Source organism: Arthrobacter sp. TE26545 (genome assembly GCF_056279005.1).
The window spans coordinates 2,342,993-2,357,633 of record NZ_JBWBQM010000001.1 but is presented as its reverse complement, the minus strand read 5'-3'; the positions used below and the strand labels follow the sequence as shown (position 1 = coordinate 2,357,633).

9 protein-coding genes are annotated in these 14,641 nt (G+C 65.6%); all 9 read left to right on the top strand.

What is annotated here, in order from left to right; all coding sequences use genetic code 11:
- The first annotated feature begins 79 nt into the window (after nt 1-79).
- Genes ACZ9CK_RS10590 through ACZ9CK_RS10550 form a run of 9 tightly spaced genes read left to right on the top strand, consistent with a single transcriptional unit; the run spans nt 80 to nt 14,624 of the window.
- Nucleotides 80-742, top strand: a complete 663-nt coding sequence (locus tag ACZ9CK_RS10590) for a hypothetical protein (RefSeq protein WP_426298244.1) — start codon at nt 80-82, stop codon at nt 740-742.
- Nucleotides 743-747: 5 nt separating this feature from the next.
- On the top strand, nt 748-2,007 hold the full coding sequence (locus ACZ9CK_RS10585) for a glycosyltransferase family 4 protein (protein WP_476049927.1): 1,260 nt from the start codon (nt 748-750) through the stop codon (nt 2,005-2,007).
- The gene (locus ACZ9CK_RS10580; protein ID WP_476049926.1) at nt 2,004-3,752 is read left to right on the top strand and encodes a glycosyltransferase family 4 protein; all 1,749 of its coding nucleotides are present in this window, start codon (nt 2,004-2,006) and stop codon (nt 3,750-3,752) included. Before ACZ9CK_RS10585 ends, ACZ9CK_RS10580 begins: the two co-directional genes overlap by 4 nt.
- On the top strand, nt 3,749-4,645 hold the full coding sequence (locus ACZ9CK_RS10575) for an ABC transporter permease (RefSeq protein WP_426298238.1): 897 nt from the start codon (nt 3,749-3,751) through the stop codon (nt 4,643-4,645). The genes ACZ9CK_RS10580 and ACZ9CK_RS10575 overlap by 4 nt, the downstream gene beginning before the upstream one ends.
- Nucleotides 4,635-5,519 carry an ABC transporter ATP-binding protein gene (locus ACZ9CK_RS10570; protein WP_476049925.1) on the top strand — a complete coding sequence of 295 codons (885 nt, stop codon included), beginning with the start codon at nt 4,635-4,637 and terminating at the stop codon, nt 5,517-5,519. The genes ACZ9CK_RS10575 and ACZ9CK_RS10570 overlap by 11 nt, the downstream gene beginning before the upstream one ends.
- The gene (locus ACZ9CK_RS10565) at nt 5,516-7,423 is read left to right on the top strand and encodes a glycosyltransferase family protein (protein ID WP_476049924.1); all 1,908 of its coding nucleotides are present in this window, start codon (nt 5,516-5,518) and stop codon (nt 7,421-7,423) included. Before ACZ9CK_RS10570 ends, ACZ9CK_RS10565 begins: the two co-directional genes overlap by 4 nt.
- 15 nt (nt 7,424-7,438) lie before the next feature.
- Nucleotides 7,439-8,686 (top strand): UDP-N-acetyl-D-mannosamine dehydrogenase, encoded by a 1,248-nt coding sequence (gene wecC / locus ACZ9CK_RS10560; RefSeq protein ID WP_426298232.1) that lies wholly within the window; start codon nt 7,439-7,441, stop codon nt 8,684-8,686.
- 25 nt (nt 8,687-8,711) lie between these two features.
- Nucleotides 8,712-13,229, top strand: a complete 4,518-nt coding sequence (locus tag ACZ9CK_RS10555; protein WP_476049923.1) for a glycosyltransferase — start codon at nt 8,712-8,714, stop codon at nt 13,227-13,229.
- Nucleotides 13,230-14,624 carry a hypothetical protein gene (locus ACZ9CK_RS10550; RefSeq protein WP_476049922.1) on the top strand — a complete coding sequence of 465 codons (1,395 nt, stop codon included), beginning with the start codon at nt 13,230-13,232 and terminating at the stop codon, nt 14,622-14,624. It abuts the gene before it with no gap.
- Nucleotides 14,625-14,641 lie beyond the last annotated feature (17 nt).

The following is a 14,641-nucleotide window of genomic DNA, read 5'->3' as shown; positions in this document are numbered from 1 at the left end:
GCAATCGCTGCGGGGGGCAACGATGAGGAAGTATTGCAGTGGGGTACGCAGGTGCGCCACGGTGCTTGCGCTTGCCTTGATGCTGGGAATCCAGGCGGGTGGAGCGCACGCGGAAGAGCCGCCTGACCCGATCATCGAAAACCCCGTTGATCCGGGAGACATCGTCACCCTGCCCACGGACCCCATCGACCCGGGCGGGACAACGGAGCCCGGTGCCACCGACCCCGCAACGACTGACCCGGGTACCACGGATCCGGGTACGTCCGGTTCCGAGACAAGCGGCCCGGGCACCAGCCTTCCGGGGACCACTCTTCCGGGGACCACTGTCCCCGGCGGGGGAAGCGGGGGAACCGCCACCAAGCCCTTGGAGCCGGGACCAAATCCCGCCCCTGCGGCCCCGGCCGGCACCGTTCCGGCGCCCTTCGTCGTGGAGCAGCCCGCCGGGCAGTTCGCCCAGGAACCCGGTGCCGGACAGGTCGTGCCATTGCCCGAGTCCCCGAACCCCACCGCGAGCAACAGCACCGCCCCCTCCGTGAAGCCGTCGGCACCGGTCAAGACCTCTGCCCCCGTGCCGTTGCCCGAACCGGTTGCGAAGACCCTCGACTCCGTGGTTTCGGTGGCCACCGGGAGCCCCCTGCACGTCCAGATCATTACCGTCCTTGCCCTGCTCGGGGCCGGGTTCGTCTACTTCCGGTTCATGGGCTCCAAATCCCGGAGGCCGCCGGTCCGGAGTCACAAGTAAGCCCGATGCAGACAGCCACACAAGCAGGCGTTGGCAAACAGCGCTGCGAGGATACGCCGCGCCTGACACTCGTTACCCATTCCTATTGGCCTGAGAGCAGCCCGCCGCAGCGGCGCTGGACCGCCTTCATCAAGGAGTTCGCCGACGCCGGCTGGGACGTCGACGTCGTCGCGCCCGTCGCGCACACACCACACGGCCGCCGGGAGCTTCCCCGGGACCTGGCCGGCTGGCCGATGCGGGGCCAGGAGGGCCCCAGCTCGGAACTGATCGTGCGGGTTCCCTACCTGCGGCACGGCAGTTCCCATTTGGCGCGCTTCCTGGACCAGTGCTATTCGGCGGCGCTGTCAGTGCCGCTGGGCCTGCTTACCCGGCGGCCCGACGTCGTCATTGTCACCGCGCCAAGCCTGCCGACCCTAGGCGCCGGGTACGTCCTCTCAAGGTTGCGGCGCGTTCCGCTGATCGTCGAGATGCGGGACGCCTGGCCGGACCTGGCCCGCGACGCCCGCCTCGTCCAAGGCAAGGTCAAGAGCCTGGCCGAGCACGCCGTCGAATTCGTGCAGCGCCGCGCGGACCTCGTGGTGACCGTCACCGAAGGCTTCGCGGCGACCCTCAGGGCCCGCGGACTGGCCAATGTGGCCACGGTCAGCAACGGGGTCCGGCTCGAACAGATCCCCACCCTGGAACCCCCTGCACTGGAGCGGGACACCTTTGAAGTGCTCTACCTGGGCAACCACGGCAGGAGCCAGAAACTCGACATAGCCATCCGGGCCAGCGCACTGGTGGGCAGCTCCATGCACCTGCACATGGTGGGCAGCGGGGTGAAGCGCCGCGAACTGGAGCAGCTTGCCCTCGAACTGGACGCGCCGGTTACCTTCCATGATCCGATGCACGGCAAGGACGTCATGGAGCGCTACGCATCGGCGGACACCTGCCTGGTCTCGCTCAGGGATGACTGGAAATCCTTCGAAACCACGGTGCCGTCGAAGACCTACGAGGTACTCGCCGTTGGCCGGCACGTCACCGCCGTGGTCCGCGGCGAGGCCGCCCGGATCGTCGAAGACGCCGGTGCCGGGGACATCGTGGCAAGCAGCCCCGAAGCGCTCGCGTCATTGTGGACCTCGCTGGCCAAGGACCGCGGGCGGCTCATCCGCAACGGCGACGGCCGGCAATGGGTCAAGGAGCACGCCGACTATCCCCGCCTTGCTGCCCGCTACATGGAACTGATCAAAGACGTCGTTGCCGCCCCCCGGAAGCGTCGCCGATGAAAGAGCTCTTGACCAACCTTCGCCTCGCGGCGGGGGCAGCGCGCGAACACCTGAGCGATGATCCCGCCCTGCTGGCCCTCCAGGTCTCCCGGCGGCTTCCCTCCCGGTTGGTGCGCACGTTGGCAAAAACCGTGACCAAGGCTGCGGGGCCGGGTTCGACGCGGGGATCCGTACTTCTCGCCGGGCTGATGGCCGGCGAGAACCAGGACGTGGTCCGGCGGCTCGAGGCGGCACTCGCGCACGGAACTCTCCCCGCGGAGGGCAGCAGGGTGATGGCCGACGTCGCGCTGGTCGCCAACCGCCCCGACCTCGCGGATTCCTTCCTCCGCCACTCCGCCGGAGCCCGCCGCCACCGCGCCGCCCAGGCACGCCGCTTTTGGTACGACGGCGAGCTGAGTGCCGCCGTCGGGATCCTGGAAGGCGCCGCCAGCGGGGCCGAGCGCCGGCAAGGCAGGCGGCTCGCGGCAGAGCTGCGGCTTCTCGAAGGCTGGACACCCACCCTCGCCGCCGTGCCGTATGAGCCGCGCCAGCGGCGGGTGCTGCACGTCCTGACGAATTCCCTGCCGCATACCGCCAGCGGCTACGCCCAACGCTCGCATTCCGTCTTGCTGGCCCAAAGGGATGCCGGATGGGACACCATGGCCGTCACCCGGGTGGGTTATCCGGTGCAGGTGGGCAAGTTCGCGGCGCGCCATCGTGATGTGGTGGACGGGATCGCCTACCAGAGGCTCCTGCCGTCCCGCCTGGCACCGACTGTCGACGGCCGCCTGCAGCAGCAGGCCGAGGCGCTGCTCGAGGTGGCGCTGGACTTCCGTCCGGCAGTGCTGCATACGACCACCCATTATGTGAACGCCCTGGTTACCCGGGCCGTCGCAGAAGCCCTCGGCATTCCCTGGGTCTATGAGGTCCGGGGGCAACTCGCCGACACCTGGGCTTCCACCAGGGGTCCGGAGGCGAAGGACAGCCAGCGCTACCGGCTGTTCCAGGAGCGCGAAGCGGAGGCCATGCGGTCCGCGGACCTGGTGGTGACCCTTGGTTCGGCGATGAAGGAGAACATCGTGTCCGCCGGGGTGCCGCGCCAGAAGGTGCTTGTCGCACCGAACGCGGTGGGCGGCGACTTCCTGGCCGAACCGCAGCCGGCCGCGGAGGCGCGGCGGCAGCTGGGCCTCGACCCCGAGGCCCTGCACATCGGTACGGTCAGCAGCCTGGTTGCCTACGAAGGCCTTGACGACCTGGTCGCCGCGTTCGCGCTGCTGGCGCCCCTGCACCCGCGTCTGACGCTGCTGATTGTGGGCGACGGCGTGGCGCTGCCGGCACTGCGCGAGCATGTCCGCGCCGCGGGGTTGGAGCACCGCGCAGTGTTCACGGGTCGGGTACCGCGGCACCAGGCGTACCTGTACCACCAGGCCCTGGACGTGTTCGTCGTCCCGCGGAAGGACCTGTCGGTGGCGCGGGACGTGACACCATTGAAGCCGGTGGAGGCCATGGCCTGCGCCCGTCCGGTGGTGGCCAGCCGGCTGCCCGCGCTTGCCGAGATCGTCGAAGACGGCGTCACCGGCTTCCTGGCACCACCCGAAGATCCCGGCGGCTTGGCCGCCCGGATAACAGAGCTCCTCGGTTCGAAGGAGCTGCGGGATAGATTCGGCGAGTCGGGGCGAAAAGCCGTCCTGGAAACGAGAACCTGGCAGGCGAACGCCAGGGCCCTGGCCTCGGCCTACGCGAATTTGATGGAGGCACTACGTTGAGCACGGAAACACCCGCGATTCCCCAGGGACCGCAGCCAACCGCGGTGGCGACTTCCGTGAACCTGCGCGGCTTGCGCCGTGTCGGCGCGCGCCCGCCGCTGCTCGACTACCTTGTGTCGCTCTGGGACTACCGCCACTTTGTGTATTACGACGCGCAGTCACGGGTGCAGACCGGGAACGAGCAGGACAAGCTGGGCCGGGCATGGCTCGTCCTGAGCCCGCTCCTCAACGGCCTGATGTTCTACCTCATCATGGGGGTGCTCCTGAAATCCGGCCACGGTATTGAAAACTTCGTGGCGTACCTGGTGATCGGAGTCTTCCTCTTCCAGATGTCCTCACGCGCCATTTCCGTGTCCTCACGTGCCATCGCGGGGAACAAGAACGTCATCCATGCCTTCCAGTTCCCGCGGGCAAGCCTTGTCCTGGCGGCCAACCTCCGGGAACTGTTCGCCAACATCCCGGTCCTGATCACGATGCTCGTCCTGGTGATCATCCTGCCGCCCTCCGAGGAAATCTCCTTGCGCTGGCTGATGCTCGTGCCGGTGGTCGGCCTACAGTTCCTTTTCAACCTCGGGCTCGGGCTGATCCTCGCGCGGCTGGTCTCCATGTTCAACGACGTGAACCAGTTGATTTCCTACGCGCTGCGGCTGTGGATGTACATGTCCTGCCTGTTCTTTTCCATCGACAAGTTCGATTCGGTTCCATGGCTGAGGCAAGTCATGGAATACAACCCGCTCTACAACGTCGTCCACCTGGCGCGGGAGTGCGTGCTCTACGGAAGCCTCGGCAGCTGGCGCGCGTGGGCGATCCTCGCACTGTGGTCCCTGGCCACCCTCGCAGCCGGAATGGTCTTCTTCTGGAAGGGGGAGGAATCCTATGGCCGTGAACTCTGACCTGAACTTCATCGAAGGCACCCCGGCCGTTGTCATCGACAAGGTCAGCATGACCTACCGGACCACAAGCCGCAGCCGCGACGGCTCCTCCGCGCCTGCCATGCGCTGGAAAGGGTTCCGGACCGCGGTCAGCCGCACCAAGGCCGTTGATGTTCCAGCGCTCAAGGAGCTCTCCCTCGTTGTGGAACACGGGGAATCAGTCGGCGTCATCGGCCGCAATGGTTCGGGCAAGAGCACCTTGCTGAAACTCGTGGGTGGCCAGGTTCCCCCCACTTCAGGTGCCGTCTACGCCACCTCGACACCGGTCATGCTCGGAGTGAATGCCGCACTGATCCCCGGGCTTTCAGGTGACCAGAACATAGTCCTCGGCTGCCTGGCCATGGGCATGACGCACCAGCAAATCGATGCTAAGTACGAGTCGATCGTGGAGCTTTCAGGCCTCGAGGAAGCCATCCACATGCCGATGAAGTCGTACTCGGCTGGCATGAGTTCACGGCTTCGCTTCGCCATCGCAGCAAGCATTGATCCTGAGATCCTCATCATCGATGAGGCCTTGAACACCGGCGATGCCCAGTTCAAGGACCGGACCCGGAAGAAGATGCTCGAACTGCTGAACCAGGCGGGCACGGTCTTCTTGGTGAGCCACAGCATGCCCACCATCAAGGAGCTGTGCAACAGGGCGATTTGGATCGACCAGGGCGAACTGATCGCCGACGGCGACCCGGACCACGTCATCAAGTGGTACCGGATGTTCACCCAGAAGCTGGCCGAAGGCGACCGCTTCGCCGCCATGAAACTCCGGCGCCGGATGATCAACGACCTGGAAGTCGCAGATGTCGCCGACCGAAACTCGCTGAGGCGGTCCCGCCCGTGATTGAGGGAATTGCATCCCTTCGCAAGCTCATCTGGCACCTGCGGACCGGCGGCCCCGCACAGGCAAGGAAATGGCTTGAGCGTGAAGCCGCGGCGGCCGGCTACCGGAAGCTGGAGACGGTCCGCGGAGCCGAGGGCGCCTGGGTCGGCCGGGGCCGCCGGAGACGGCTCAAGTTCCGGGCCGCCGAGCTTGGACGGCGTCCGGAAGCACCGGCGCCCACCGCCAACGTGGCGGTCATTCTTGACGATTTCTCGTTGCTGGCTTTTGGCGAAGAATGGAACTGCATCGAGCTCTCGCCACGGGACTGGGAGGCGCAGCTTTCCGGAAACCCGGTCGATCTCGTGTTCGTGGAATCCGCCTGGGCCGGCAACGGCGGGCGCTGGGCGGGAAAGATCGCCGGCGCCGGCAACCCCGCCTTGGCCGGACTGACCTCCTGGTGCCGGGCACATGGCGTGCCCTCGGTCTTCTGGAACAAGGAAGACCCGCCGCACTACGACGACTTCCTTCCGGCCGCGAAGCTTTTCGACTTCGTCTTCACCAGCGACTCAGGGCGGCTGGACGCCTACCGGAAGGACCTCGGACACGACAGGGTCGACGTGCTGTCCTTCGCGGCGCAGCCGAGGATCCACAATCCCGTGCGGCCGAGGTTCGGTTGGCATGAGCGGGACGTCGCCTTCGCCGGGATGTACTTCGCCGGGAAGTATCCGGAACGGCGCCAGCAACTGGACCTCCTGCTGTCCGCCGCCGTCGCGGCCTCGCCCTCAATGGAAACCGGCCTCGAGATTTTTGCAAGGCACGCGGGCACCGACCCGAAATACCGTTTCCCGGAGGCATTTGAGGACCGGGTGGTGGGCTCGTTGGACTACGCGGAAATGCTCACCGCCTACAAGGCATATAAGACTTTCCTCAATGTGAATTCCGTCGTGGACTCGCCGACGATGTGTTCACGGCGGGTATTCGAGGTCCTGGCAGCCGGGGCCAATATTGTCACCACCCCGAGCAAAGCGATCGGAAACTATTTCACCGACGACGAGATCTTTACCGTCTCAAGCCGGCCCGAAGCGGAGCAGCTTCTCAAAGCGCTCGCGCGGAACCCGGAATTGGGCGACCGCCAACTGCACCGGGCCCAGCGCCGGATCTGGCAGGACCATACCTACCGCGCACGCAGCAACCAGGTTCTGGCGGCCGCCGCGCCGCATCTGGCAAGCACCCCGCGGCGCCCTGCCATATCCGCCCTGGTATCCACCATCCGTCCCTGGCAGCTTGACCACGTTTTCCAGACCGTGGCAAGCCAGCGCGACGTTGACGTTGAACTGGTGCTGCTGACCCACGGCTTCGACCTCGCGGCCGCGGAGCTTGACCGCCTCCGGAAGACGCACGGACTTGAGCATGTGACACTGCTTTCAGCCGGCACGGACCGGAGCCTGGGGGAGTGCCTGAACCACTGCGTTTCCGCGGCGTCCGGGGATGTCCTCACCAAGATGGATGACGACGATTTTTACGGCCCGGCCTACCTCAGTGACCAATCCCACGCCTTGGACTTTTCGGGCGCGGACGTCGTGGGAAAACAGGCGCACTACATGTACCTGGAAGCGTCAAACGCCACGCTGCTTCGCTTTCCCGAGTGGGAGCATCGTTATACTCGAACGGTCATGGGCCCTACCATCATGGCTTCGGCCGAGACGTTCCGGAGCACTCCTTTCGCCGCACTCGGCAGCGGGGAGGACAGCCAATTCCTCAGAGATGTAGTGGCAAAGGGGCTCACTGTCTATTCCTCTGACCGGTTCAACTACTGTCAACAGCGCGCCCGCACAGGGCACACATGGAAGGTAAGCGACGCCGAACTGCTCTCCAGTGGTTCTTTGAAATTTTTTGGAAACTACAGGGACGAAGTCTCTGTCTAAACGGGGGTGTTTGGAATGAATACAATCGAAAACGTAGCGGTCGTCGGTCTCGGATACATTGGTTTGCCGACTGCAGCGATCCTGGCCGGAAACGATATCCACGTCATCGGCGTCGATGTAAACCAGGGAACGGTGGACGCCGTCAACCGCGGCGAGGTTCCGTTCGTTGAACCCGACCTCGCGTCCTATGTGGCCGGTGCGGTCAGCCAGAAGAAGCTCAGCGCTTCGCTGGAAACCCCGGCGGCGCAGGCTTACATCGTCGCTGTCCCCACGCCGTTCAACCCGGACCGCACTGCCGATGTCACCTACATCAAGGCTGCAGCGCGTGCCATTGCCCCGCAGCTCGTGGGCGACGAACTCGTGATCCTCGAGTCCACGTCCCCTCCCGGTACCACCCAGCTGCTGGGCGACTACCTCATCAGCCTGCGGCCCGACCTCAGCCTGGACGGTGCCGACGGCAAGCCGGCCATCCACGTGGCCCACTGCCCCGAGCGCGTTCTGCCAGGCCGCATCATGATCGAGCTCGTCACCAACGACCGCATCGTCGGTGGCCTGACTCCCGAGGCGGCCGAACTGGCACGGGCCCTGTATGCAGTCTTCTGCCAGGGCGAAATCCTCGTCACGGACGCGGCTACGGCCGAAATGGCGAAGCTCGTGGAGAACTCCTACCGCGACGTCAACATCGCGTTCGCCAATGAACTCTCCGTGATCAGCGACAAGCTCGGCATCAATGTCTGGGAACTCATCAAGCTGGCAAACCACCACCCGCGGGTCAACATCCTTCAGCCCGGTCCCGGCGTCGGTGGCCACTGCATCGCCGTCGACCCGTGGTTCATCGTTGCTGCTGCGCCGGAGGAGGCACAGCTGATCCGCCAGGCACGGGAGACCAACGACGCCAAGCCGGAATGGGTCGTCAAAAAGGTCCTGGACGCCGTCGGCGAGAAGGCTGATCCGAAGATCGCAGTACTGGGGCTGGCATTCAAGGCAAACATCGACGACCTCCGCGAGTCGCCCGCGGTGGCCATCGTGGAGAAGCTGAGCACGAAGGTCGACGGCGCCGAACTGCTGGTCGTCGAACCGCACGTTGAGAGCCTGCCGCGCCAGCTCACCGGCCTCGCAAACGTCACGCTGGGTGAAACCGGGGCCTCCATTGCGGCAGCCGACGCCGTTCTCCTGCTCGTTGACCACGACGACTTCAAGGAAATCGACCGCTCGGTCCTTGAGGGCAAAGCTGTGATCGACACGCGCGGAATCTGGCAGTAGAAACGGAGGGCTCGGAGACCTGTTGATGAAGCACCCCGACGAATCGGCACAGACTTCCGCTTTGCAGCTGGCGAAGCGCAGGCGTTACGCAAGCGACACGGACGAGTTGATCCGTGAATACGAGCGTGCCGCCAAGGAAGCCAAGAGACAAGCCAGGAAGGCCGAAGACCTCGATAGGGACCTGAGGGCGATGCGTCGCGCCAGGGACGGCTTCAAAGACAGGCTCGACCGGGCCGAAGCAGAAAACACCCAGCTGCGGACAACCCTACGGAGGCTCCGGCAATCCCGGAGCCTCCGGCTCGGGCGGTCCCTGACGGCGCCCTATGGCATCGCCAGGAAGGCCGCACGGAAGCTGAAGGTCGCTGCGTCGTCGTTCCGTCTGCGGGCTTTCCGCCCGGCGGCGAAGCCCGCGCTCGCGCCGGCGCAGCCCGCTGGGGCTCTCCAGGCGGGGGCTGCTTCGACGCCGGCGCCGTCCAAGGCCCTGTCTTCGAAAGCCGCGCCTTCGAAAGCCGCGCCGCACACGGAAGCCGCGCCTTCGAAAGCCGCGCCGCACACGGAAGCCGCGGCGCGCACGGATGTTCCCGCGTACGAGCAACTCCTCCGCGACTTCCAGGCCTCCCCTTCGAAGGGAAGCCTGCTGAAACTGGTGATGCACGAATACTTCGTCAGGGGCGCCGTGGCGCTGCCTGCCTCAAGGATTTCGGAGCACAGGAGCCTGCTGTCGGGGCTCGCGGGCAAGGACAAGCAGATCCTCGAGAATATCGAAGGGCAGAACGCCCTCCTGGAATCCGGGATTTTCCTCTCCCCACGTCAGCCCAATCCCGGCTATTTGGTGGAGCGCGGCAGGGTCATGTACTGCGCGCACAGCACCGGGCATTTCAACAGCAACGGGTATTCAACCCGCACAGCCGGCCTCGTCACGGGCCTGGTGGACAACGGTGAGGACATCGTCGTCGCGGCCCGGCCCGGCTACCCGTGGGACGCGAAGACCGATGTGCCTGCACCCGGCCAGCGCCGGTTCGAACGCAGGATCGCCGGAGTACCGCACGTATTCAACCCCGGCCCGGACCTTTCGAAGGACCGCCTCGACCACTATCTGATGAGCGCCGCGGACGTGATCGTCCGCGAAGCACAGCGGAACCGCGTTGCCGTCATCCACGCGGCGTCGAACTACGTCACGGCGCTACCCGCACTCATGGCGGCGCGCCGGCTCGGGCTTCCCTTCGTCTACGAAGTCCGGGGCATCTGGGAGATCACCGAGCTTTCCAACAAGCCCTGGTGGGATGAAAGCGACCGTTTTCGGCTTGCGGTGAAGCTCGAAGCGCTCGTGGTTCAAGAGGCCGACCGGGTGCTGGCGATTACCAAGCAGGTCCGCGAGGAATTGATCCGCAGGGGCGCCGACGAGGCCAAGATCGAGCTGCTGCCAAATTCGGTCGACACTGACACCTTCAAGCCGATGCCTGCCAAGGCTGCCCTTCGCGCGAAGCTCGGACTCCCCGAAGGCTCCATCGTCATCGGCTACACCGGCAGCCTGGTTGCCTACGAGGGCCTGCCCGACCTTCTGGGAGCGACCAGGATCCTGGTGGATCAGGGCCTGGACGTGCGCTGCGTGATCGTCGGCGACGGCGCCCAACTTGGCGAGCTTCGGAAGACCGCCCAGGAGTTGGGGCTTGGCAAGCACGTGGTCTTCACCGGACGGGTTCCGGCGAAGTCCGTCAAGGACTACGTGAGCCTTTTCGACATCATGCCCTGCCCGCGGCGGCGTTTCCCGGTCACGGAAATGGTTTCGCCCCTCAAGCCACTCGAAGCCATGGCCAGCGGCAAGGCCGTTGTGCTTTCCGATCTTGGACCGTCGAGGGATCTTGCAGGCGGGGCGCAGGAGCGGGCGCTGCTTTGCAGCCCGGGCGATCCCGTTTCGCTTGCCGGCGTCCTGCGGCGTTTGGTGGAAGACCCGCGGCTGCGCTCGGAAATGGGCCGCCGTGCCCGGCTGTGGACCATTGAGCACAGGACGTGGGCGCAGGCTTCGGAAACGGCAGCGGCCACGCATGCCCAGGCCCGGACGATGTCCGGCACCATGGACGCAGGCAAGCCCCTCCGGGCGCACCGGATCGGCATCATCGCGGACCAGTTCACCATGGAAGGGCTGCTTCCGGAGGCCGAGTTCGTCGTCCTTGAGCCTTCCACCTGGCGGCGCCAGCTCGAGGTGGAAGCCATCGATGCGCTGTTCGTCGAGTCCGCGTGGGAGGGCGTGGACGGATTGTGGCGGCAAAAGGTCGGGTTCTACGGGGATGAGCCGTTTGCCGTCCTGAGGGAACTGTTGCGGTACTGCAACGCGAACTCGGTGCCGACGGTCTTCTGGAACAAGGAAGATCCCGTGCACTTCAACCGGTTCAGGGTTACGTCCAAGTACTTTGACCATGTGTTCACCACGGATGCCGAATGCATCCCGAGGTATCTCGAAAGCGCCGGCAGCCGGCTGAGGACCGTAGCTTCGCTGCCGTTCTACGCGCAGCCGGGCCTTCACAACCCGCTTCCGCCGAAGCGGCCATACGAACATTCCGTCGCCTACGCGGGTTCCTATTACGGGGAAAAATACCCCAAGCGGTCCGCTGAACTGGTGCGCCTGCTTGGGGCTGCGAAGAGCTTCGGCCTTGCCATCTACGACCGCCAGCACCTCAACCCGGACAGCCCGTACCGTTTCCCGGCGGAACTGGCCGGTTTCGTCCGCGGCGGCTTGGCCTACGGGGACATGGTGGACGCCTACAAGGCGCACCCGGTCCATATCAATGTCAATTCCGTGGATGCCTCGCCCACCATGTTCTCCAGGCGGGTCATGGAAATTGCGGCTTCCGGGGGTGCCGTTGTGAGCGGAACGGGCCGGGGTGTCAGCGAGGTCCTCAATGGGCTGGTGCCGGTGGTTTCCAGCAAGGACGAAGCCGAACTCATCATTGAAGAGTGGATGGGCAACGAAGAGGTCAGGCTGCGTGATGCCTGGCTGGCTTACCGTTTCGTCCACCGCGGGCACACGGCGGGCCATCGCCTTGCCCTCGCGCTCCGTACCGCGGGCCTGGTGGTCCGGGCGCCGGAGCTGCCTTCCTACGCCGTCTTCCTCACCGAGGCCACACAGGAGCAACTGGCGAGGCTTGAAGCCCAGACTGTCCCGCCGCGGCTTGTCTACGCCCCTTCCGGGTCCGGCGGCTTCAGCGCCGCCGTCGACGTCGAGGATGCCTGCCGGAAGGCGGCCGGAGAAGGCATTGACTTCCTCGGCTCCCTGCCGGACGACATCGCCGACCGGACGGCGTTCGAAGACCTTCTGACGGCCGCCAGGTTTGGCGACTGGGATCGGCTCGGCTTCAGCGAATCCGGGCTTGAAACAAAGGGGCTGGGCCTCCTCCAGGCCGGTCCCGGGGCGGAGCAACTGCCTGCCCTCACGGCTACCCGCGGCGGGAACGGGGAAGCGGAACTGACGCTCCGCAGGACCCTGCTTCGCGAGGAACGTCCGGCGGTTGTCCGCGACGAGGTTTCCCGGAAACAGACTGTCCTGGTCGCGGGGCACGATCTGAAGTTCGCGAATGGAATCGTGGAAGAGCTCCAGCACGAAGGACATACCGTCGTCTTCGACCGGTGGCATGACCATAACAAGCATGATCCGGAGCAGAGCGAAGCACTCCTGAAGACCGCAGACATCGTCTTTTGCGAGTGGGGCCTCGGCAACGCCCTGTGGTACTCCAAGAACAAGCTTCCGCACCAGCGGCTTGTGATGCGGGTCCATTCCCAGGAAATCTTCCGCCCGTACCTCAAGGACGTCGCGTTCAACGCCGTCGATTCGGTGGTCTTCGTCGGTCGGCACATCGCCGATATCGCCGTGCGGGACCACAACGTGCCATCCAAGAAGGCCCTGATCGTGCCGAACCCGGTGAATCCGGCAGCGGACGCTCGCGCCAAGGACGATGACCACCGCTTCAATCTCGGCCTGGTCGGAATCGTCCCGGCCCAGAAACATCTGGACAGGGCGCTGGATGTGCTCAAGGCCCTTCGGACAAACGACCAGCGCTACAGGCTGTTCGTCAAGGGCAAACGGCCCGAGGAGTTTGCCTGGATGGCCAAGAGGCCCGAAGAAATGCGCTTCTACGAAGAGCAGTACGCACGGATCGCGGAAGACCCCGAGCTGGCCGGCGCCGTGACGTTCGACCCCCATGGCAATGACATGGCGGACTGGTACACAAAGATCGGCGTGGTCCTGTCCGTAAGTGACTTCGAATCGTTCCACCTGACCCTTGCCGACGGCGCCATGAACGGCGCCGTGCCAAGCAGCCTCGCCTGGCCGGGGGCCGACCAGATCTACCCCACGTCATGGCTGGCCGCGAGCATCGAAGAGATGGTGCAGCAGATCCAGGCGAAGACAGCTTTCCCGGAGGAGTGGCGTGAGAACGCGGCCGCGGCAAAGGCCTTCGTGGAGCGGCGTTTCAGCAAAGAGAAGGTACTCACCGCCCTTTGTGCACAGATCCTTGGCGCGCCCGGGCGGACGGACGGCGGTCGGTAGTTGGTTTTGATTCCTAGTTCTGCCCGGGACTTGCTCGCGGCCTCGTTCCGCGATGCCGCGAATGCCGCGTCGGGGTTCGACGGTTCAAACGTGCGCCTGGGCGAGTTGCCTCCCGGCGGGCCCGCCGGATTCGTCCTTGAAGCGGATGCCGGATCAGGCGGTCAGTGGGACGTCCGGCTGGAGATCCCCGAGGGGGTGCACCTTGTGGCCCATGGCCACAGTGCGGCCTTTTGGTCGGATGAGGTCCAGTTCGGTGAACTGCACCTTGAATCCACGACGGCGGCGCGCCTGTCCGTTGAGGCGGGGCCCGGGGGGCGGCGGCTCGCGTTGGCGGGCCATGGCGGCGGCGTACGCATCCGCCTGCAACTCGACCGCTTCCTGCTGAAGGACCGCGGCATCGGGCGCCCGGGCATGAACTGGCTCCGGCACGATTCCGGGCGCTCCTTCAACTACCTCCTGGATCGGGCCGAAGGTGCGAACCGTTCCGACGGGTCATCGGCGGGCAAGCTCCTGGTGGTTTTCTCGGCCATCGGCGCCGAACACGACTTCACCTTCAACTACCGTGCATCCCTGGAACAGAGCCGGCTGTCCAAGGTATTCATCATGGATGACTTCGGGCGGCAGGGCTCCTACTACTGGATGGACCACGGTGACGACTCGATTTTCCACGAGGCCCAAGGCCTGCTTGCCAAACTCGTGGAAGACCTCGGCGTCGCGCTCGAGGACGTCATATTCGCTGGTTCCTCGAAAGGCGCCACCGCGGCCCTGCTGCACGGCGTGACCCTGGGTGTCGGGAAGGTCGTGCTGGGTGCCCCCCAATACCGGGTGGGGGACTACCTGTTCCACGCTGCCCCGCAGATCCTGGACTTCATGACGGGTGGGGCCACGGAGGAGCACCGCCGGTTCCTCAACGACAGGGCCAGGGAGATCCTGGCCAATGGACACCGCAGCACCGCCATCCGCGTGGCGGTCGGCTCCGCGGACCACCACCTGGCCTCCCATGTGGAACCGCTCCTGGACGACGCCCGCGCTGCCGGTTACGAACCCGCCAGCCTGGTGCTGCCCGGCCTGCCCCACAGCGAGATCGGCCAGGTCTTCAAGCACCTGCTGTCCGCCGAAGTGGCGGACTTCGAGCAGGGCAGCGGGCAGGAGCCGTTGCCGTACGCGTTGACCCGCCAGCCGGGGTCGGTCACCCTCCAATGCTGGCCCGGGAACGGAGAAACCCTTGCGGTCCACCTGTTCGGCAAAGCCGGCATCCTCGAACAGCGTCCGCCGAGCGGTGACACGGACTTCATCTTCCCGTTGCCCGACGACGAAGGGCAGGTGCGTGCGAGGGTCTTCCGCCGGTCTGTGCCCGGGTCCGCCGTCCGTGCCTTCACCACGCATTGGGTCTAGCTCCGCCGGGACAGGAG

What these genes read in the sequence shown, in the direction of transcription:
- ACZ9CK_RS10590 (WP_426298244.1), top strand. Translation starts at nt 80, where the DNA reads ATGCTGGGAATCCAGGCGGGTGGAGCGCACGCGGAAGAGCCGCCTGAC.
- ACZ9CK_RS10585 (WP_476049927.1), top strand. Translation starts at nt 748, where the DNA reads ATGCAGACAGCCACACAAGCAGGCGTTGGCAAACAGCGCTGCGAGGAT.
- ACZ9CK_RS10580 (WP_476049926.1), top strand. Translation starts at nt 2,004, where the DNA reads ATGAAAGAGCTCTTGACCAACCTTCGCCTCGCGGCGGGGGCAGCGCGC.
- wecC (WP_426298232.1), top strand. Translation starts at nt 7,439, where the DNA reads ATGAATACAATCGAAAACGTAGCGGTCGTCGGTCTCGGATACATTGGT.
- ACZ9CK_RS10555 (WP_476049923.1), top strand. Translation starts at nt 8,712, where the DNA reads ATGAAGCACCCCGACGAATCGGCACAGACTTCCGCTTTGCAGCTGGCG.